This is a genomic window from Snodgrassella sp. B3882 (genome assembly GCF_026535915.1).
GTDB lineage: Bacteria > Pseudomonadota > Gammaproteobacteria > Burkholderiales > Neisseriaceae > Snodgrassella.
This window is the reverse complement of the sequence record NZ_JAFNPF010000001.1, coordinates 562,535-584,680: the sequence shown is the minus strand read 5'-3', so window position 1 is coordinate 584,680 and position 22,146 is coordinate 562,535. Positions and strand designations below refer to the sequence as shown.

The window sequence follows — 22,146 nt, the reverse complement described above, 5'->3', positions numbered from 1 at the left end:
CTTTTTAAGTCGTAGGAGTTAAATATTTTCCGATTAGTGATTTTGGATTTTTCACCAAGTCTTTAGGCGTTCCTTCGGCAATAATTTCACCACCTTTTAATCCTCCTTCAGGACCAAGTTCCACAATCCAATCACACGATTCAAGAACTTCATGATTATGCTCAACAACAATCACAGAGTTTCCGCTTTTGATTAATTCATCCAACAGTTTTATCAGCTGAGCTGTATCATAAAGGCTTAAACCGGTAGTGGGTTCATCCATGATATACAAGATATTACCTTTTCGTTGCTGTCCTAATTCCTTCGCGAGTTTAAGTCTTTGGGTTTCCCCTCCGCTCATTGTTGAAGTGGGTTGCCCAAGCTTTATATATCCCATACCAATCCGTTCCATTATCTGTAACGGACGAACGATGAAATCATTATCACTAAATAGGGCTATCGCTTCCGAAATCTGCATATCAAGAATTTCTGAAATATTTTTCCCTTTATACATGACAGTTAAAGCTTCGTTGTTATATCTTTTACCTTTACATTTTTCGCATGTTGCGTACATCTTTAAGCTACCTTCAGGAAAAATAGCTTTACGTCCACTACCATGACACTCTCGGCAAGCGCCCTCGGAATTGAAGGAAAAGTGTCCAGCCGTTAAATTTAACCGTTTTGCTTCGGGTTGTTCTGCAAATAATCTGCGTATCTTGTCCCATATTTTGGTAAAAGTAACAGGATTCGAATTTATATTTCTTCCTATTGGTGCCTGCGATACTTCAGCAAAGCCAGAAATATTTTCTGCGCCATCAAGCCTTTCGGCTATTGTTTCGATTAATAGTGATTCATCTTCAAAATCTACTTCGTTTTCTTCTCCATTGGTATTGTTCTTATTGGCGTCTAAGCGAAAATAACTTTTTAACAGGGGCGTAAGCGTGTTCGATATCAAGGAGCTTTTACCACTTCCGGAAATGCCCGAAACCCCAATAAGAACGCCTAATGGAAATGCGACTGAAATATCTTTTAAATTGTTGGTTTTGGCATGTCGAATGACTAAACGAGGAATATCAGAGTCATCGATATTTTGTTTTAACATCCTTACCGGCATTTTTGCCTTGCCGGAAAGATATTGTCCTGTCAATGATTTATCGCATTTTAACAGGCCAGCATAATCACCTTGATAAATAACTTCTCCGCCTTCAATCCCCGCTTTTGGGCCAATATCAATGATATGTTCAGCTATTTCTATCGTACTTCGGTCATGTTCCACAACAATAACCGTGTTGCCCAAATCTTTAAGCGCTTTTATGGATTGTAAAAGTTCAAGTTTTTCTGATTCATGTAGTCCGACTGTGGGTTCATCAAGAATATAGATAAGTGATTCAAGTTTCGACTCCAAATGCGAGTTAAGGAAGAGTCGTTGTATTTCCCCGCCACTTAGTGAGGACATTTCTCTATAAAGTGACAAATGACCTAAACGAGAAGCAATTAATGAGTTTGTTTTACCCAAAATATCGTTAAGAAGATTTTTCCCAAATTGCGTTATTTCGTTTAGTTCCAATGCCGATTCAAAAAACGTTTTAGCCTCGTCTAAAGTCATTTTGCCGACTTGACCAATATGTTTATCATTAATTAATATGTTGCGAGCTTCTTCACCTATGCGATATCCATGACATTCTGAGCAAAGGGTTATTTCGTATAGACCATTTAAATATTCGCCTCTTTTGTGTTTAGCTTGCAAAATTCTTGATAAGCAGAAGCTTTGATTTGCACTGTTATTGCTGACATAATGCCCGTTTACCACGTCTTCTTTTATTTCATCCGGTATTTCTAAATAAGGCTGATCCATATAGCCTTTGAAATTCCTTTCCAAGACGCGAAGTATACCAGGGGTTACCCCGATAAAATTAAATAACTCTCGAACGGTGGGATTTTTATTTGCAATAAGCTTTTCCATATTAACGTGATAATATGCACCTCTGCCAGCGCATTTCATACACATTCCGTTAGGGTTATTATAGGAAAAATAGCCTAATTCAAGTCGCTCTTCCTCATGTCCACACTTAGCGCAGATCCTATCTTGTCCAATAGTTTTGTTGCACTCTGAACATTTAACCTGCCCTTCACTTGAATACAGTAGGGCGAGAAGGTTGAATATGTTTGTTTTTGAACCGACTGTTGATCTTGGGTTATTCTGACGTACAACGCTTTGTTTAACTGCAATTGTCGGGCCAATACCCTTTATGCTTGCAAATTTTCTCTCATTTTCAAGTCCCGGAAAGATTCCTAATGATTGAAGATACCCTTTACGTCCTTCTTCAAACACAATATCAAACATCAGACTAGACTTTCCTGATCCACTTATACCGGTGGCAACGGTTAATTTGTTTTTGGGAATAGTAATATCAACATCTTTAAGATTGTGAATCCGAGCTCCTGTTATTTTTATACTTTTCATCTAATAAAACCTTGTCTTTTTAATTAAGAAATTCCAACTAATTTATTTATCGTTAAGATCAACCTATTGAGGAAATATAGAGCAATAATTTTTATTAGTGAAATGAAATTTTAAAATTTTTTAAAATTTATTGATTATATTTTAATAATATGGGTTAATTTAATATTTATATTTTAAAAATATTCATTTGGTATATTAAGATTTATATTGTGTTTTTACCGAAATTGGACCTCATTTGCGGCGATTCAGGTTCGGTTATTGATGTCAAATGGTTAGATACAGTTATTTTTAATCTGCTTAAACCCGATCGTTTATCTGCATTTTTGCGAAAAACTGCTCTAATCACAGAGCTTATTGGGTGATTGTCGTTTTCTCTCTCATTCCGGGTAGTGATAATCTGGCCACAATGGGCGGAATAATTAAGCCTGTTGTAGTTCAATCTCTAAGGCTGATTGCCTACTCATGTAAGTTAAATCATCTGCACTACCAAAACGATTAGACCATGTAAATCGGCATACCCAACATAGAATTTTAGTCCTTTTTATTCTAAAACTTTTGCTGTCCCATCATTTTATGCTGATTATAGAGTGAACACTATTGAACGTTCTATTCTTGATGATAATAAACATCGAGTCTTATTAGCCGCAGTCAAAGCTAAATGGTGGCTTCTAATGAGGGCTTAGGTATTAAATCAATAGACTCGAGTGTACTATGGTGACTGGAGTAAGTATTTATAAATCGTTGATTAATTAATACCAATAGTATTAAAATCAAAATCTTCTCCAGAAAATCCAATGAATTTTTATGAAAATGGCAAATAGATTAAGACCATGCATCAAGGTTTTTTCAATGATCAACGAGAAAAAAACCTTTCAAAAATTTGTTATTTTATTAGCTATCGTATTAAGCTTATTAGTCTTCGTATTCACTGTAATTAGCTTAAAAATAATGGATCCCGAATTTAAAATATATGGAGATGAAGCTCTGTTAAAAGATATTAAAATTAATATAAAATTTATTAGAAAACAGTATGATAGAGATGATGAAGCTAAGCTAGTTACTGCTTTGTATGAAGGTAAAAGGTACAAAGTACAAGAACGATATGCAGATTCATATATTTTTTATTTATCCTACAAGGACTCTTTAGTAACAATGTTTGAGACTGAAAATCTTATGCAACATGCAAACGATTATATCAATCATTTGTATGTTAAAAAGGATGAGCAGGGTCAAATTTATCTCTTTTATGTAGGAACAGAAACTCATATCAAAAATGGATGGGGATTACAAACTCCTTCGGTAATTCCGCTCCATCAGTTTTTTAAAAAAGAAAATATTACCGATAAGGAAGAGCAAGAAAAATATAAGAGTTATTTCTTTGATTTTCATAATCCTGATAGATCATTTTATAAAATAGTAAGTGAAAATCCCAAAACACAAAAATAAAGTTAAAACATTTTATAAAATTCTTTATAAACATATCCAGTCAAATATGACACACTTGAAAAGTTGGAAAATTTCGAACAAAACAATAGGAACATTATGCTATAAATAATAACATTACCCTAAAAATAAAAGAAGAGGATAAAAAAATACCTCCTAGTCGCTCTCTAGATTTTTAAGTAATTAATAAAATAAAAAATTAATAATATGCCATGACATAACTCTATTATACTAACAGCATCTACTAAAAAATCAGCCAAGAAATCCATTGATTCACTTGGGAATGGACACTTTTCTCCCATAGTTTCTTTTGATAATGAATAAAAAAAGATTTTGAATTTGAAGAAAAAGGGTTTTTATATTCAGATACAAAAAAGAATCAAAGCTAGGCAATTATGTTGAGGGACGTTTAATTAATCAAAAATTAGAGAAAAGGGGAAATTTTATCAATCTACTAAAGACAAAAATCCATCAGAAATTGAAAAATAGATTGATATATTAAAACTAATAAAAAACGCACAATGCAAAAATTAAAAATGATATTTTTATTATTTCTATTTGTATTTTCGTGTGGTTTAAAATCTCAACAATTCAATAGTCCAGTTAATACGATTCCTTTTAAACAAATTATTTTGATGACAATGATATAATTTATCATATTTTATCTGAAAACAAGGCACTATAGCTAAGATACAACTTATTGTTTAAATAGATAATAGATTAAACAATCTCAGCAAAATAGCAGAGACTAAGCATATAGATCTCACTATAGGTAATACGGCAAGATTAACTTACTTACAATCTGCTGCGGATGAAATAAAAACATTTACCCATATTCGAATAGATAAAGATCATGAATGATTAATTATGGATATAAATTGACCAATTCAAATTTCAAAAACATGAATATCATGACAATATTTTTTCATCTAGATAATAGAGAAAACCGCATTTTAGAAAATACTGATCCTTTCTATGATAAAAAAAGCGTTAAATGACTGGAAGTAGAAAATACATTTCTAGATCAAACCAGTTTTAACAACGCCAATGTGCTTATAAAAAAAACCATAAAAATATAAAAGAAACTGAGTTAACTCTATAAGAACAGTATCTTACTTAATACTATCAGAAAATTTACTAAGTAGAATTTAAGCAATTTTCTTCCACCCCGGGTAGCTATAATCAGCATTTCATAGGTCAACGGTAAGCCATGATTGTTCGGTTGTAGTTCCCTCTCTCACCCCGGGTAGCTATAATAGCAACGCCATCACCCGCAATTCTATACCTGTTGTAGTTCCCTCTCTCACCCCGGGTAGCTATAATAGACCTCGCTGTAAGCCTTGTGGTACGGGGCTTACAGCGAAATTTACGCGTAAAAAAATGGATTTTTTCTGAGAAAATTGGGCTATTTTTTTCATTTTTTTCAAAAAATGCCTCAAAATGGCAGTAGCGTGTCAGTAGTCAGAATATTGAATATGTAGCTTATATTATAACCTGTTACGCTGATCATTTCTGCTTTTCTGTCGCCTGCAGGTTTAGCTATTTTGCTCCGATCCGTTGTGCTGGTTGTAACTTTTTTGCAGGGGAAATATTTAGGTCTAAGTGGTTTTTTTGCACAGCTCCAAATAAATATAACTATGCAAATAACATCATTTACTTTAGTGACATCTTGAAGATATGTGAAATAGATTTTTTACTGGCGATTTGTTGCCCGAATTCTGCTTGCTGTAGCGGTGATGTTGGTGCAATAAAGGATTATCTGGCTCATTTTGCATTAAAACGCAACGCTATTTTATTCTGGGTTTGATAAAACTGGCTGCATTGCGCTCATTTATCATGTTGCAACGATGACAACTGCCTGTTAAGAGATGATTTTGCCGATTGGCTTTGAGGGCGATGATATTGGCACATCATGTTTCTTTCATGAAGACAAATGCAAACAGGTTGTCATGCTTAAAAATAGCTTGTTTCTCACCTCGGGTAACGTTAATTTCTGATGATGCTGATCCTGATGTATTTTTAGCTGAGGATGCGGTTGCTGGGCCTGTGTGAGGATTAGTCATATTGTTGAAGTTATCAAGCCTGGATTATGCTGAGTAGGTGAATGTTATTGCTGATGGATGTGCAAAATAAAACACAGTTTAATTAACTATTATTAACTTATATAAGTTTTTAATTTCTAGGGTTTACTGTTTCAACTATTTTTTTCTTTTATATTAATAATGATTTACATATGATCTAATAATATAATACAATTGATTCTCATTTATATTAACAATATTCAATATTACTTATCTCTTTGCGCCACCAGTGATGAGCAGTGTGCGGTGATGAGATAGGGTTCAGTACACCTAAGGAGGAGAATCAATGCGCGGGCGGTATCAGCTGCAGCAGGCACAGAAGTTATTCTGCTGGCTTGTGTTGTTTATTAGTTTCAATGCCATGTCGATGGCAAGGTGCAGTTATCGCGCGGATAAGGCTTTGGGCTGATGTATCGTGCGCTGACAGCGGTGTTGATCGGTTTGAGCATTGTGTGTTTGCTGGTGGGCGCGGATGCTGTGTCGTGGTCGGGCTTAGTGGCCGGTGCCGAGGATGACTGGCTAACGCTACGCGCCAGCCGTTTACCACGGCTGATCGCCATTATTTTGACGGGTATGGGGCTGTCTGTTGCCGGGGTGATTCTGCAACAGATAGTGCGCAATAAATTCGTGGAGCCGGAAACGGCTGGTGGGCTGGATGCAGCCAAGCTGGGGATTTTGCTATCGCTGGTGCTGCTGCCCTCGGCCGGTGTGTTGAGCAAAATGCTGGTAGCGTTGCTGTTCTGCTTTGTGGCCGGTGCGATTTATATTTTCATGCTTAGCAGAATCCGTGTTCAGCAGATTGTGCTGGTTCCGGTGATCGGGCTGATGTATGGCTGTGTGCTCAGTGCGGCCGCTGAATTCTATGCTTATCAATATAATCTTCTCCAAAATGTGCAAGGTTGGTTACTGGGTGATTTTGCCCGCGTGGTACAGGGGCATTATGAGCTGTTGTATGTGTTGATTCCGGTGCTAGTACTGAGCTATGTGTGTGCGCACCGCTTTACGGTGGTGGGCATGGGGCCGGAAATGGCCGCCAGTCTGGGTGTGGGCTACCGGCGTACAGTGGCGCTGGGGTTGCTGCTGGTGTCGATAACGGTGGCGGCCACGGTGATTACGGTGGGGTCGATTCCGTTTATTGGACTGGTGATTCCGAATCTGGTGGCACTGAAATATGGTGAACATTTGGGCAAAACGCTGCCATTGGTGGCACTCGGCAGTGCCTGCCTGCTGCTACTGTGCGATATCTGCGGCCGCCTGTTGATTTATCCGTTTGAGGTACCAATTGGGCTGACCGGCGGCGCCGTAGGCGGCATTGTGTTTTTGCTGTTGATTGTGCGGGGGCTACGCTGATGAACCGTCGCTTTTGGGTACTGTGTGGCTGCATCGTTGCGCTGGCAGTTTTTTTTATGCTGTATGACTCTGGCTTTGATGTTGATTATGTCCTGCGCAAACGCCTGTTGCGATTGGGGACAATTCTGCTGGCAGGTGTGTGTATAGCGGTGTCATCGGTGGTGTTTCAGACGTTGGTGACCAACCGCGTTCTCACCCCAGCAGTGATGGGCTATGAATCGGTGTATCTGTTTTGGCAGGTGCTGCTGGTGTTTTTTTTCGGACAAAGTGGATTGGGGCTGCTGGGACTCAATGGCAATTTCTTTGCTTCAATGGGGTTGATGCTGTTGTATTCCTGGCTGATTCACCATTTTCTATTGCCACGCGCACGGCAGAATCTATGGCTATTACTGTTGTTTGGGTTGGTGCTGACAATGGTGATGACCACGCTAACGCAGTTTATTCAGCTGAAAATCAGCCCAGGAGAATTTTCGGTGTTTCAGGGTATTAATTACGCGTCGTTCAATCATGCGCAAATGCAGACGCTGGCTTATGCCGCAGTGGCAATGGTGGCTGTAATCTGGTTGGGTTATCCGTATCTGTCCACGCTGGATGTGATGGCACTGGGTGAGGAGCAGGCTGTGTCGCTGGGTGTAGATTATGCACGGTTAGTACGCTGGGGCTTTGGTCTGATTGCCGTGCTGGTGGCGATATCCACGAGTTTGGTGGGACCCACAGCATTTATGGGGGTATTTATTGCCAATATGGCGTATGCCTTTGCCGGCCATTTTCAGCATAAGCGTATTTTATGGTTTGCCAGTGCGGTGGCGGTGGCGGTGTTTCTGGTGGCGCAGATTCTGGTGGAGCATGTATTTAATTATAAAACGACAGTCAGTATTTTGATCAATCTGATTTGCGGGGTGTATTTCCTGCTGCTGATTGTGCGTCATCGGGGAATGGCATGATTGATATACGGCATATTGGTAAAACTTATGGTCATCAGCCGGTGCTAACAGATATAAATCTGCAACTACCGCTACATCAGGTGACGGCGCTGATCGGGCCGAATGGTGCGGGTAAATCCACACTGTTGATGATTCTAGCCCGATTACTTTCCCCTACTTCGGGCTCGATTCTGCTGGACAAACAGGATATCGCCACCATGCGGATTGCGGATTATGCCCGTCTGGTGGCGACGCTGCGCCAGTCGACCTATTTCGGTTTGCGCTTAACAGTAAAGGAGCTGGTGTCTTTTGGCCGTTTTCCATACGGGCATGGGGTGCTGTCTAACCGCGACCATAAGGTGATGGATGAGGCGATTGATTTTTTAGGGTTGAATGCGCTGCGCGATGTGTATATCGATGAATTAAGTGGCGGGCAGCGCCAAATGGCTTTTCTGGCGATGACGATTGCGCAGGAAACGCCGATTCTGCTGCTGGATGAGCCACTAAACAATCTGGATATGAAGCATGCGGTGCAGATTATGGCAGCGGTGCGGCGCCTGTGTGAGGAGCAGCAAAAAACGGTGATTATGGTGGTGCATGATATTAATTTTACCGCCAATTATTCTGATTATATGGTGGCTTTAAAGCAGGGACAGGTTTATTTCAGCGGCACAACACACGAGGTGATGACAGAAGAGCGTTTAAGCGGGTTGTATGAGCTGGAATTTGCAATCAGTCAGAGTCAGCATGGTTACGTGTGTCAGTATTTTCATTCGTCAAGGGGAGAAATATGAACGGAAAACTCAGAAAAGGTGTGCTTAATGTGCTGGGGCTAATGGCGGTGACGTCTTTGCTGGCGCTAGGTGGTTGCGATAAGCAGGCAGCACCGGCACCGGCTAATCCTGAGCAGAAGCGTGCCCAGCCACTGGTTATCAAACACCAGCTTGGTACCACCACAATTAATTATGTGCCGCAGCGGGTAGCGGCACTGGATATGAATGAAGTAGATTTTTTGGATCAACTCAATGTGCCGATTGCCGGCATGCCGAAGGATTTTATTCCGCATTTTCTGCAGAAATACCAAAATAATTCTGACAACATTGCGGATTTGGGCGGTATTGTGCAGCCGAATATGGAGCGCATCCATACGCTGAAACCAGACCTAATACTGATGACACCGATCCAGCAAGACCATTATCAGGAACTAAGTGAGATTGCACCAACGCTGTACTATGAAATTAATTTCAAGAACAGTGTACACGGTCATCTGGACACGATTAAAAACCATTTGCTGACACTGGGAAAGATTTTTAACCGTGAAGAGCTGGCGCGCACTAAAGTGGCTGAGTTGGATGCGGAGGTGAACCAAGTACGCGCCGTAACCAAGGGGCGGCCGGAAAAAGCACTGGTGGTCATGTATAACAACGGCTCGTTCAGTCATTACGGGGTGGACTCTCGCTACGGCTTTATCTTCAGTGATCTGGGGGTAAAACCGGCCAGCAATGACACCAGCACCACCCTGCATGGACAGCCGATTTCCAGTGAGTTTATCAAACGGGCTGACCCAGACATTCTGTATATCATCGATCGCACTTCAGTGATGGAACATCAGCCAGTGATTACGGAAGCTCAGGTAACCAATCCGTTATTGCGCGCCACCAAAGCCTGGAAGAATAAGCGGGTGATTTTTGTGGATGCCGATGCCTGGTATACCACTGGCGCTAGCCCTACATCGATGCGTCTGCTGATGCAGGATGTGATCAAGGCTTATCAATAATATCGATACTCTTTACACAGCCTACCCCGAATCAGGCTACAGGAATCTACTACTACCAATAATTTTAAACAACTTTGTAGACTGAACTTTTCAGGAGAAACTGATGGGTAAACACACGCATCACAGCGGGCAAAATAGTTTGTCTGCGCCACAAAAATACGCTAGCTGTAGCTTACACGCTGCTGCCTTCGCGCCAAAAGCACTGCTGCTGAGTGTCGCCAGTGCCATGCTAATTTATACGCCAGCTTTGTATGCCCAACCGGTGGCAGATAAGGCTGAAGCAGCGGTCAAAAAAACCGCTGCCACCAGTGCACAGCCAGCTGGCGTTGCCAATCTGGCCGATGTGGTGGTTGAGGCAGAACAGAGCTCCACTTACCCCGGCGGACATATGTCTAAAAACAGTCGTGTCGGTTTTCTCGGCAATAAAACAGCGTTGGAAACACCGTTTAATACCGTGAGCTATACCGATAAATTCGTGCAAGATAGTCAGGCACACAATATTACCGACGTGATCGCAGCTACCGACCCCTCGGTGTTTACCAATGGGGCGATTGGCGGTTGGAGTGAGAATTACTACATCCGCGGTTTTCAGTCAGATACCAATGATATGTCCATGAACGGATTATTCGGTATTGCCCCTTACTATCGCACAGCGCCGGCCATGTTTTCACGAATTGAGGTGTTGAAAGGACCTTCCGCGCTGCTCAATGGGATGCCGCCGGCCGGTTCGGTGGCGGGTACGGTTAATCTGGTATCCAAACGCGCCGGAGATGAACCACTACTGCGACTATCGCCAACCTATATGTCTAATTCGCAATGGGGTGGCACTATTGATGCCAGCCGTCGTTTCGGGCAAAACAAACAGTTTGGTATCCGTGTCAACGGGGTGTATCAGGATGGCTCCGGACCGGTGAGAAAACAGGATCTGAAAACGCAGCTGGGTTCACTGGGCATGGATTGGCGTGGTCACCGAGCCAGAATTTCAGCTGATGTGTATATGGCAAATGACCGTGTAGATGGCGTAGTCAGAGGGATAAATCTAGGCAAGATGAAAGAGATCCCTGCACCACCAAACCCGAAAACCCTGGTCAACCCCGACTGGTCTTATGTCAGCAATAAAGACCGCGGTGCAATGATACGGGCTGAATATGACTTTAATGATAACCTCACCGCTTATGCAGCGGTTGGGCGCAGTAAAACCAACTATGAATACAATGGCGCCACCTCGTCCGTACTACTGGATAACCAAGGCACCATCAATACAATGATCGGTCAGCTGGCTTTCGATGTGGATAAAAAGTCTGCCGACGTGGGGTTAAAGGGTCAATTCAATACCGGCCCAGTGGCGCATCAGTGGGTAATAAATACCACGTATTACAAACATGATGAACATGATTATGGGGTGCGAAGAGTAGCCGGTGCGGACTGGATAACCAATATGTATCATCCCACATGGGGCAAAACCGTGCCGTTTAACAAAACACCGATTTCTGTCAGTACCTTACAGCTCGCCAGCTATGGTGCAGCGGATATCATGTCGTTTTTAGATGAAAGACTGCAACTGACACTGGGTCTGCGTTATCAGGAAGTAAAAAGCGATATGTTCACGCCCGGCTATAAAACACGGATGACCCATTATAAAAAACATTCGTTAACACCGGGTACGGCACTGCTGTTTAAAGCCACTGAGCATATATCACTGTATGGTAATTATATTCAGGGGCTGACAAAAGGTGATTCGGCGCCGATTACCGCGGACAACTACCCAAAAGTATTTGCGCCATATAAAACCAAGCAGGCTGAGCTGGGGATTAAATTTGATTACGACAAGCTGTCACAAACAATCAGCCTGTTCAGCATCAAAAAACCCAGCAGCTATACCGATGTGGTCACCAATATGTTTACTTCTGGCGGCCAGCAGCGTAACCGCGGGATTGAGTGGAGCTTCATTGCCTCGCCGATTGAAAATGTCCGTTTGATGGGTGGCGCCAGCTACATCAAGCCGGAGCTGACCAAACTGGCCAAACATGACAACGAAGGCAACATCGCCACCGGTGTGGCTAAATTTCAGGGCAAGCTGGGTGCCGAATGGGATATCCACGCCGCTGCCGGCATCGTGACCCTGTCAGCCAATGCCACCGCAGTCTCCAAGCAATATCTGAATCAGGAAAACACCTTATCAGTGGGCGGTCATACCCTATTTAATCTGGGAGCCCGCTATAACGCCAAAGTATCCGGTCATCCGTTTACACTGCGCGCTGAAGTGAAGAATCTCACCAATAAAGCTTATTGGGGCATGCCGCGCTTGTCTAATCTGTCGCTGGGGGCTCCGCGCACATTCTATCTATCCGGCTCCTACGACTTCTGATTTACTGCCCGCTACCAAAAAAATCGCTCAAAAGCGATTTTTTTTGACTTAGGCATTTCATTGCCAAAAAGCAGAGCTCTAAAAAAGCTAAATAGTCGCGATGCAGAACATGCTTTCAGTCTAGCAACCGTTGACCATCATCCCCATTGCCGAAACACCCACACCCAAATCCAGCAACCCAACGCCCTGCTGGGCCATTTCAGCATACTGAATAAAAATCCAGCCCTTGCTACCAGCGCAACAAACAGCGGTATAGTTTTTGTGAACCAGATAATCAAACTCGTAATCGCTGTGGATACTTTTATGCTGAAAGCACTGCGTAGCGATAGCTTATGTTATCGCTTTGGTCAGCTAAATACCATCGTCTGAATTTGACCTCCTTATACGCTCAGAATAGCAAGCGCGCTGGCGATGCTGTGGTCAGACAGCCAATTATCGATAGTGCCAATAGCGGTCAAACTGATGCTATAGTACCGCTATCCCCGATTTGGGCTGATTGTACGCCGCTTCTGTGCCCTCAGCGTTGGGACATATGGCCTGTCTATAGCGTAATGCATTCTAGTCCGATCTTAAAACATTCCCTATTGGCGAGGCTGGCAGAACGGGTAATCGAACGGCTAGAGGCCACAGTACGGATTTACTCTAACTGTCCCCCTACTTCAACGCAGACAGAGAAGTCTATTATCGTTGCCTGTGCATAGAGTGAAAATGACAACGATTTAGACTAATGCTCTTTGAGCCGAATGATCTTTGATTTCTCGCGCAAAATCCCAGCTAGTCATTATTGCAAAAACAGCTTATCAACCAGCTGATTGTAAATAAGCGCCAATGGATTGAGCACCGTTTTTTTGTGTCTGTTCATTTTTATCGGGCAAAATAGACAAAATAGCCACACACAGAAAACCGCCTGATCACAAAAAAAGCCCGATCAAGCAAAACCGATCTCACCTGCCCCACTTAAGCAGCAGAACATAAAAACAGAAAATATCCGCATAAACTGTTATAATTGAAAAGCATTTTGCCATATCCACCCTACTGACACGCTACTGCCATTTTGAGGCATTTTTTGAAAAAAATGACAAAAATAGCTCAATTTTCTCTGAAAAAATCCATTTTTTTGCGCATAAATTACGCTGTAAGCCCCGTACCACAAGGCTTACAGCGGAGTCTATTATAGCTACCCGGGGTGAGAGAGGGAACTACAACACCGCCGTCGCCGCGCTCTCCTCAGCCGCCATTATAGCTACCCGGGGTGAGAGAGGGAACTACAACCCGGGATCGTAGACCTCACAAAATACGTTTATTATAGCTACCCAGTGAGAGAGGGAACTACAACGTGTGATGGCATGGTTGTTATTCTGTCAAAATTATAGCTACCCGGGGTAAGAGAGGGAACTACAACACAATTATTTTTGGAGTCTTATGCCTATCTATTATAGCTACCCGGGGTGAGAGAAGGAACTACAACTGTTTCATGTATTAACATCACTTTTTAAAAATAAGTTTATCGTCAAATTAACCAATAAAACCACACCATAAAAATGCGTGTTATTGGCTAATTATTGCTGATCGATAATTAAGTTAAAAATTTACTTTTTGTACTATTTATTAGCCGCAGCCATGGCTAATATATCCGCCTCGGTCAATTTATGCGTAGGATTAGCAAAGGCATAACAAGTCGGTTTTTTGTCAATAAATACTTCTGAAGTAAATTGTAGATCGTTAATATCTTCAAAAATCCAAGTAGAAAGATAATAGTGTTGTGTTCCCTTCAGATGATAATAAAGGTGAGTACCACATGCCTGACAAAATGCTCTTTCTGCCCATTGAGATGAATGATAAACGCCGACGTTTTCTTGTCCTTCAACCACGATTTGCCCATCATACATTAATGACATAAATGGTCCCGCACCCCATTGACGACAAGTATGACAATGACAAGCACTAAATTGGGTATCTGTAAAAGGTACCGTTAATTTAACCTTTCCACATAAACATGATCCATGATATTGCCTAGACATAAGTAAACCTATTAATGAATGAATTATTTAAATATTTTAACAAAAAAAAAAGCCGATAAATTAAAAATATAACTGCTGGAGTGAAAAAAATTTAGATTACATGGTTATTTATGCAAAGAGATAGCCTCTAGTTACTTAATCATATTTATATATAGCTTAGTTAAACCTAAAAGGTTTGCTTTATGGACTTATTTCTATTATTTAGCCAGCTCTTTGATGCGGGATGGAGCAGCTTAGTGGCTAGTCGGCTTATAGCATGACGGTGGTTGGTTCAAATCCCGCTGCCACACCCAATTTTGCAAAAAACTATTCTCAATCATACTGTATAATAACGATTCAAATGTCGGTACAGCCAGTAACATTAATACGCTGCACTAATTTTTCTGACTCAATCGCTATGACTCATAGTGTATAAATGCATAGCGTCAACATTTTGTGATACTCAATCAACAACCTAATCGATAGCATCAACAAAACCTACAGCGCGGACTGCATCGGGGTAACACTCATATTTCTCCATCATCTATTTGAACCTTTTCGGTAGATTCACACCACTAAAGCGTAATTAATAAATTAACATATTCTGCAAAGTTTTTCTTTAATAGGAATTTAACCAATCCATCCGCTGCAGTTATTTTATTATTGCTAAATATTGGCCAGATTCTAGTATATTAATTTTGCATAATTTATTCTTATTGGCGTGAAATTCTCAATATTATAATATAACATTATCATAATTCCCCGATGAACTCTATATTGTTGTCCATAATGGCGTATTTCCCTTTGCATCTTGTGTATTAACATCCCCCCCATTTTCTAAAGCAATCTAGCTATTGTTATATTTTTAGATTAAGGAATACAATGCAAAGCGGTTTGCCTTTTACCATTTTCATTAATAACATTACTATTTTTGTTATCGATATTTTGGCTAGGTCGTAATTTTCTGCAACTTTAGCTTACTGCCATCATAATGGCTTTACTGTCTACCTAGCATTGATGATACAAAGGAACTTATCTACCAGCTGATTGCACATAATCATAAATGGAGTTAGCGCCGTTTTTTTGCTGTGTTTATTCATTTTTATTGGTCGAGAGGCAAAATGGCCACACAGAGCAAACCGCCTGATCACAAAAAAGCCCGATCAAGCAAAACCGATCTTATCTACCCCACTTAAGCAGCAGACCATAAAAACAGTAAATATTCGCATAAACTGTTATAATTGAACAGCATTTTGCTATATTTACCCTACTGACACGCTACTGCCATTTTGAGGCATTTTTTGAAAAAAATGAAAAAAATAGCCCAATTTTCACTGAAAAAATCCATTTTTTTTCGCGCAAATAACGCTGTAAGCCCCGTAGTACAAGGCTTACAGCGAGGTCTATTATAGCAACCCGGGGTGAGAGAGGGAACTACAACTGCCCTTTATCAACAACTTTAATAGTGCTTCCTGTTGCGCAAGGACAAAAAGAAGTATCCAATAAAATTTTATGGCCGTTTAGTTCATCTTTTTCCGCAGTTTGCTTCCATAAAAGTGGTGCCGGCATGCAAGGACGATATCCTCCGGAAAAAGGTTTTAATTTGCACAAACCTAAGGGATGTATATTGATATTGGGTTCTTTATCTCGATCTGTGGCTATCGCCTTATTTTCAATATAGAAAAAATTTTGACTTGTTACCGTTAATTGTGTTTCAATAGTTCCCTTATCGCATTGTAATACTGCTTTCTCATTTACTTTTTGTGGCATTTTGTTTCAATTTAATCATCTAATAAAAATCGGGAAGTAAATCCATTTGGATCGTTTGGGTCTTTTTTATCATTTTTAGCTGATGAAATATTATTCTTACGTGCATATTCTTCATATAATTTTTCTTCTAATTCTTCCCATTCTTTTTGGGAATATTCTTTGCCTTTATATGTTTTATACACCGAGATGGTGTCTTTACTCTCTTCTCCCTCTATTGTTACCTCTCCCGTATCTCCATCTATTACATAAATTTTAGGTAAATAAGCCGGAGGTTCTCCAAACTTTGGAAAGTTTTTTGTTTCATCGTTCAATTTTCCTTTTATTATACCTATTGTCCATATTTTTTTTCCGTTTTCTTCATAAAAACCTAACTCAAAAACAGGTTGACCATCTTTATCTAAACGTCCTTTTCCGGTTTTCAGATTAATATACCCTTTTTCCTGTAAAAATTCCAATACTTGTTGGGGTTTGATTTTTCCAAATTTTTGGTCTTCATCTGTTTCTTTAATAAGATTCCCTTGTTCATCGTAATAGCGGGAAATTCCTACTTTCACATTCCCCCCTATATAAGTTTCTTTCTTTTTTAAAAAGCCATTAGGATAAAATTCTTTGTATATGGTTAGAAAAGATGGAGCTGGAAGCCTTTCTCTTTGAAAGCCTATTTTATCTTTAAAAAAAACCATAGAGAATATTGTATTACCATTGGATAAAATATATTTATCAGATCCTTTATGGGTTTTTTCATAAATATCAAAATCAAATTTTTCTATCAGGGTGGTGTCTTTTTTTGGGGTTACTAATTGGTTAAAAGTCGTTTTCTGTTGTTCCTGCCCTTGGCAAGTGATAAACATCCCTAGAGCAAATAAAAATAATATTTTCTTCATTTTTTTAGCGTATTTGTATTTTAGGATTAAGTATATTCCATTGCCATAAATACGTACAATGTCTTTTAATGCCTACCTTGTGACTGTAATCTAACAAATTGTTTGTTTTAACAGGCTTCATAAGTATATTTATCTGAAAAATGTATACCATCAAAGGTATGAGGAAGATTCAGGGCATGCATGGCTTCATGGGGAAGCGTGCCTTGCTCATGGCCTTTAAAATAAACTCCAAATTGGGAATTAAAATTAGAAAATCCGTTCCAGATTGATTCTTCACTTATAAAATACAAACGATAGTAAGAATCGTATTTATTATTAAACTGTTCTATTAATTTATTTTCTAAATACGTTTTTAATTCAAATCCCATATTATCCGTGCCTTTGGTTATTATATATCCTTTAGTACCATTTTATAATTTTTCATAAGTACAAAACTTATTTTTTAATTCATCTCCTCTACAGTCTAATTTATCTTCTACAATATCAGAAATAACCAAAGCCTGTTTAAAATTTTGTATAAAAACTCTTTTTCTCCATCTATACTACTTCCTTCTACTGGCACTCCATTTATATCAGTAGTTACTTTCACAAATACTACCTTAATTTTCTTTTGATATGCAGGAATATTCGGGTGTATACTTAATGCCCCGCATATTTCTCCGTCTGCTTTTACATACAGGATTTGTTTTGTATCACTTTCTTTTTTACAAGTAATTTCAAAATAATTTGCTATTTCATATTTTCCTTTTCTCATATCTCCAATTTCTTTCAGATTAAGAGTGAAATAATCTGATCCTTTTTTATCTTTAAATTCAAAGGTAAGTTTTTTGGCTCTTCTTCTATTTCTATTTTCAAATTAAATAAGGCGGATTCTCCTTTCAAAAGAGTTAAAACTGGAACAGGGTATAAATTATAGCTATTCGGGGTTAGAGTGGAAATGACAACAATTTAGATAAATGCTGTTTGAGCCGAATGATCTTTGATTTCTCGGGCAAAATCCCAGCTAGTAACAATTAAAAAAAAGTTTATCAACTAGCTGATTGTATATAAGCACAAAAGGATTTAGCGTCATTTTTTCTGTGTCTTTTCATTTTTATTGGTCGAAATAGGCAAAATGGCCACACAGAGCAAATTGCCTGATCACAAAAAAGCCCGATCAAGCAAAACCGATCTTATCTACCCCACTTAAGCAGCAGAACATAAAAAACAGTAAATATCCGCATAAACTGTTATAATTGAACAGCATTTTGCCATATTCACCCTACTGACACGCTACTGCCATTTTGAGGCATTTTTTGAGAAAAATGAAAAAAATAGCTCAATTTTCACTGAAAAAATCCATTTTTTTGCACGTAAATAACGCTGTAAGCCCCGTAGTACAAGGCTTACAGCGAGGTCTATTATAGCTACCCGGGGTGAGAGAGGGAACTACAACGCATTCAGCTCGGCAGCTGCGTCTTTTAATATTATAGCTACCCGGGGTGAGAGTGGAAATGACGACGATTTAGACTAATGCTGTTTGAGCCGAATGATCTTTGATTTCTCGGGCAAAATCCCAGCTAGTTATTATTGCAAAAGCAGCTTATTAACCAGCTGATTGTAAATAAGCGCAAATGGATTGAGCGTCATTTTTTTGCTGTGTCTTTTCATTTTTATCCGGCGAAAGAGGCAAAATGGCCACACAGAGCAAATTGCCTGATCACAAAAAAGCCCGATCAAGCAAAACCGATCTTATCTACCCCACTTAAGCAGCAGAACATAAAAACAGAAAATATCCGCATAAACTGTTATAATTGAACAGCATTTTGCCATATTCACCCTACTGACACGCTACTGCCATTTTGAGGCATTTTTTGAAAAAATGACAAAAATAGCCCAATTTTCTCTGAAAAATTCCATTTTTTTTCGCGTAAATTTCGCTGTAATCCCCGTACCACAAGGCTTACAGCGAGGTCTATTATAGCTACCCGGGGTGAGAGAGGGAACTACAACAGGGTAGCGAAGTAGTGGTTTTACAGGGATATTATAGCTACCCGGGGTGAGAGAGGGAACTACAACAAGGCTATGGGTATGGTCTACAATCTGGTAATTATAGCTACCCGGGGTGAGAGAGAACAATAATATGCCGCTTCTAAAGGATAAAATTACATTATCATAATGTGAATTATTTTTAAACAATTATCAAACACCTGTGCACTGGCAGCTTGTCCAATACCGCAATAGTCTGAATCTGAATAGCATGTAAAATCATGGTTGATATTGTGTTCTGGTTTCAATACGTGTTTGGTTGATTATGATCTAGTGAACCGAATTCATGTCTGAATCATTTAAACCTTGAACTTTGGGCAATGGCATAGATTGATCATGCTGCATAGGCTTTAGCAAGCATTGTGAGCAATTATCAAAAGGTTCAATAGCGCTTAAAAAATGTCTGCCCGTATTTTCAAACTTAAGATTAATCATTTTTTTCAAATAAATATAAAACCAGCTTGAGTTAACCATAATTGAAAAGCTGCTATAGGCTTGCTAAACATCACTCTTATGAATCCTCTACTCTAAAATCGCTGAATTCCGATTTATTCTTATTCCACCTGCTATTTTTGGATCAGCTAGATTGGTTGCATTGTTTATCGCCTAAACCATTAAAACATAATAGCAACCACCCTACATCACAGCTGACTCACGTCTTCCCCCTAGATATCTTGCCCACTATATTGCTGTTAGCATGAATATTTATAAATATATGATCGATTCGATGATTTAACCCAAAAACTATCACTATTCTGCTTAATCCAATCATTCCTGCCCTGCTTGACCATATAGATGGCGTTACTGTAGCGATGTTTCCTCAGCCCACCGAGCATATTGGTCATTTTGCTCAGCTTAAAATTGTAACCATCATCATTTTTACCCAGCATAGATTGAGGTTTTCACTTGCTTTTGCCTGCATTTCATTAATCATCTTGTTACCAATTGATACTGTATCGCTGTTAATGAAACCAATGTGCTTATTGGTGCGCTCTGGTTTTTATGTTATTAACATATATTTAAGCCATTTAGCGTGTTGGACCAGTGAATTCTAAGCGTAAACAGCGTTTTTAAATCACGGTTTTGGTATATCAACTGTTCGGTGCTATTTGGTATATAACATTCACTGAGTATGTGCCTGCAACACTGGGTGAATAAGATTTGCTCTGGTTGCATTGGCTGCTCGCTGTTTGCCTGCCCTGATTACTTAATGCCTACTTGATTGGTGTGACTGGCTGGTTATGGTGTTCACTGTTCAATTTGAGCAATAAGGGGATTAAAACTGGTTTGCTTTGGCTTAAACTTAATTTATGTTGTGCTAATTTGCAGCCACGGTGTGCCCAGCTAAAATACAGCTGCAATCACTCAAGTTTTAACCTAGCAGCAATACACAGTTAATCAATTGAATATTTTTTTAATTACCCCGCGTTCAATCAAAAAAAACCAGCTTATTTAAGCTGGTTTTAATTTTATTCACCTGTTTATTCTGGCTGAATCAAACTGTGCGAAATGGTTTCACTCACTTCTGCTATGCTATCGGTTTGCTGCTCTGCCATAAGCTTGTGGCGTGCATCCAGATACATTTGGATGGTCTGCATCAGTTCTTGTGTTCCCTGATGAGCCAAAGCACTAATGGTAAAGACACGTGGGGTATCCAGATCAAATGTAAATTCATCATTGGGCGCCGGATAAGTCCAACCAATATCAGCGAGAAACTGAGCTATTTTCTGCTCACGCTCATCGGCAGCCAGCATATCAACTTTATTTAACACCAGCCAGCGAGGTTTATCAAATAAAGCATCATCATAACGGCGTAATTCTTCAATTAAGGCCAAGGCTTCTTGCGCTGGGTTTACCCCTTCATCAAATGGGGCAATGTCCACCACATGTAATAATAGTCCGGTACGCGATAAATGTTTCAGAAAACGATGACCCAATCCAGCACCATCCGCCGCGCCTTCGATCAGCCCGGGAATATCCGCCATCACAAAGCTGTGGTTATCATCACTGCGTACCACGCCAAGATTCGGATGCAAAGTGGTAAACGGATAGTCGGCAACCTTAGGGCGCGCTGCTGATACGGCACTGATCAGCGTGGATTTACCCGCATTCGGCATCCCCAGCAATCCCACATCTGCCAGCACTTTTAATTCCAGCTGCAATGATCGTGCCTCGCCCTCTTCTCCCGGCGTGGCTTGTTTCGGCGCCCGATTGATTGAAGACTTAAAGTGAATATTCCCCAGCCCACCTTTACCACCTCGCGCCAGACAAATGCGCTGTCCATGATGAGTTAAATCAGCCAGCACCTGATCGGTATCAACATCGCGGATCAGGGTACCAACTGGCATTTTTAGCTCAATATCGTCGGCGCCGCGACCATAGCGATCGGAGCCATGTCCTTTTTCACCATTTTTAGCCTGATAACGTTTCACAAAGCGGTATTCCACCAAGGTGTTGATGTTTTCATCCGCTACTGCCCAAACACTGCCACCTTTACCGCCGTCACCACCATCAGGGCCGCCTTTAGGCACAAACTTTTCACGCCGGAAGCTGGCTGCACCATTACCACCACGGCCGGCTACCACTTCAATCTTCGCTTCATCAATAAACTTCATATCATTCTCAGTCTGCAATTAGTGTACGCGGGCAGTTTATTTGCTTGCCTGTGCCACCCTATCCAGCCTTCATTATAGCGGATGCACAGCAACCCAGCGTTGAATATTCTACAGCAGCAACATGCTTAACAAAAAAGCCCTGCCGGCTGGCAGGGCTTCTGATCAGTAAAAACTTATTCGTCTGCGCCGGTATAAGGACGCACGCTAACCGTTTTACGATTCAACGCACCTTTAGTGGCAAATTCAACATAACCATCTACTTTAGCAAATAAAGTGTGGTCTTTACCCATACCTACATTTTCACCAGCGTGAAAACGGGTACCGCGTTGACGAACAATAATTGAACCAGCCGGAATCAACTCATTACCGAAGGCTTTCACGCCCAAGCGTTTAGCTTCAGAATCACGACCGTTGCGGGAACTACCGCCTGCTTTTTTGTGTGCCATTGTTTATTCCTTCACTCA

Annotated in this window: 16 protein-coding genes; 8 read left to right on the top strand and 8 right to left on the bottom strand. The window is 40.3% G+C overall.

The genetic code is table 11. From position 1 onward, the window contains the following. Nucleotides 1–4: 4 nt before the first annotated feature. Entirely contained in the window at nucleotides 5–2,443 is a 2,439-nt protein-coding gene (locus J3U68_RS02470; RefSeq protein WP_267374242.1) for an excinuclease ABC subunit UvrA, read from the bottom strand. An 804-nt stretch (nucleotides 2,444–3,247) separates the two neighbouring features. Here J3U68_RS02470 and J3U68_RS02465 point away from each other — a divergent pair. The 8 genes from J3U68_RS02465 to J3U68_RS02430 all read left to right on the top strand — a co-directional run bounded on the left by J3U68_RS02465 (nucleotide 3,248) and on the right by J3U68_RS02430 (nucleotide 13,086). Then, nucleotides 3,248–3,889, top strand: a complete 642-nt coding sequence (locus J3U68_RS02465; protein WP_267374240.1) for a hypothetical protein — start codon at nucleotides 3,248–3,250, stop codon at nucleotides 3,887–3,889. 2,486 nt (nucleotides 3,890–6,375) lie between these two features. After that, nucleotides 6,376–7,317, top strand: a complete 942-nt coding sequence (locus tag J3U68_RS02460; protein ID WP_267374237.1) for an ABC transporter permease — start codon at nucleotides 6,376–6,378, stop codon at nucleotides 7,315–7,317. Then, nucleotides 7,317–8,261 (top strand): iron chelate uptake ABC transporter family permease subunit, encoded by a 945-nt coding sequence (locus tag J3U68_RS02455; protein ID WP_323811419.1) that lies wholly within the window; start codon nucleotides 7,317–7,319, stop codon nucleotides 8,259–8,261. The genes J3U68_RS02460 and J3U68_RS02455 overlap by 1 nt, the downstream gene beginning before the upstream one ends. Next, nucleotides 8,258–9,034: an ABC transporter ATP-binding protein gene (locus tag J3U68_RS02450; RefSeq protein ID WP_267374235.1), complete on the top strand. Its 777-nt coding sequence runs from the start codon at nucleotides 8,258–8,260 to the stop codon at nucleotides 9,032–9,034. The genes J3U68_RS02455 and J3U68_RS02450 overlap by 4 nt, the downstream gene beginning before the upstream one ends. After that, a complete protein-coding gene (locus J3U68_RS02445; RefSeq protein ID WP_267374232.1) occupies nucleotides 9,031–10,017 on the top strand; it encodes a siderophore ABC transporter substrate-binding protein in 987 nt (328 codons plus the stop codon). Before J3U68_RS02450 ends, J3U68_RS02445 begins: the two co-directional genes overlap by 4 nt. Nucleotides 10,018–10,120: 103 nt before the next feature. After that, on the top strand, nucleotides 10,121–12,385 hold the full coding sequence (locus J3U68_RS02440) for a TonB-dependent siderophore receptor (protein WP_323811418.1): 2,265 nt from the start codon (nucleotides 10,121–10,123) through the stop codon (nucleotides 12,383–12,385). A gap of 60 nt (nucleotides 12,386–12,445) precedes the next feature. Then, nucleotides 12,446–12,754: a hypothetical protein gene (locus tag J3U68_RS02435; protein WP_267374229.1), complete on the top strand. Its 309-nt coding sequence runs from the start codon at nucleotides 12,446–12,448 to the stop codon at nucleotides 12,752–12,754. Next, nucleotides 12,718–13,086 carry a hypothetical protein gene (locus J3U68_RS02430; protein ID WP_267374226.1) on the top strand — a complete coding sequence of 123 codons (369 nt, stop codon included), beginning with the start codon at nucleotides 12,718–12,720 and terminating at the stop codon, nucleotides 13,084–13,086. The genes J3U68_RS02435 and J3U68_RS02430 overlap by 37 nt, the downstream gene beginning before the upstream one ends. Before the next feature lie 900 nt (nucleotides 13,087–13,986). On the opposite strand, the gene J3U68_RS02425 is transcribed toward J3U68_RS02430, so the two are convergent. The 7 genes from J3U68_RS02425 to rpmA form a co-directional block, all read right to left on the bottom strand. Further along, a complete protein-coding gene (locus J3U68_RS02425) occupies nucleotides 13,987–14,406 on the bottom strand; it encodes a GFA family protein (RefSeq protein ID WP_267374223.1) in 420 nt (139 codons plus the stop codon). A 1,413-nt stretch (nucleotides 14,407–15,819) separates the two neighbouring features. After that, entirely contained in the window at nucleotides 15,820–16,155 is a 336-nt protein-coding gene (locus tag J3U68_RS02420) for a DUF4280 domain-containing protein (RefSeq protein WP_267374220.1), read from the bottom strand. Between the two features lie 11 nt (nucleotides 16,156–16,166). Continuing rightward, nucleotides 16,167–17,039, bottom strand: a complete 873-nt coding sequence (locus J3U68_RS02415; protein WP_267374218.1) for a hypothetical protein — start codon at nucleotides 17,037–17,039, stop codon at nucleotides 16,167–16,169. Between the two features lie 107 nt (nucleotides 17,040–17,146). Next, nucleotides 17,147–17,407, bottom strand: a complete 261-nt coding sequence (locus tag J3U68_RS02410) for a hypothetical protein (protein WP_267374215.1) — start codon at nucleotides 17,405–17,407, stop codon at nucleotides 17,147–17,149. A 107-nt stretch (nucleotides 17,408–17,514) separates the two neighbouring features. Next, nucleotides 17,515–17,793: a hypothetical protein gene (locus J3U68_RS02405; RefSeq protein ID WP_267374212.1), complete on the bottom strand. Its 279-nt coding sequence runs from the start codon at nucleotides 17,791–17,793 to the stop codon at nucleotides 17,515–17,517. 2,755 nt (nucleotides 17,794–20,548) lie between these two features. After that, nucleotides 20,549–21,682 (bottom strand): GTPase ObgE, encoded by a 1,134-nt coding sequence (obgE, locus tag J3U68_RS02400; protein WP_267374210.1) that lies wholly within the window; start codon nucleotides 21,680–21,682, stop codon nucleotides 20,549–20,551. Nucleotides 21,683–21,855: 173 nt separating this feature from the next. Continuing rightward, nucleotides 21,856–22,128, bottom strand: coding sequence for a 50S ribosomal protein L27 (rpmA, locus tag J3U68_RS02395; protein WP_267374208.1), 273 nt, complete (start codon nucleotides 22,126–22,128; stop codon nucleotides 21,856–21,858). Between the last annotated feature and the right edge of the window lie 18 nt (nucleotides 22,129–22,146).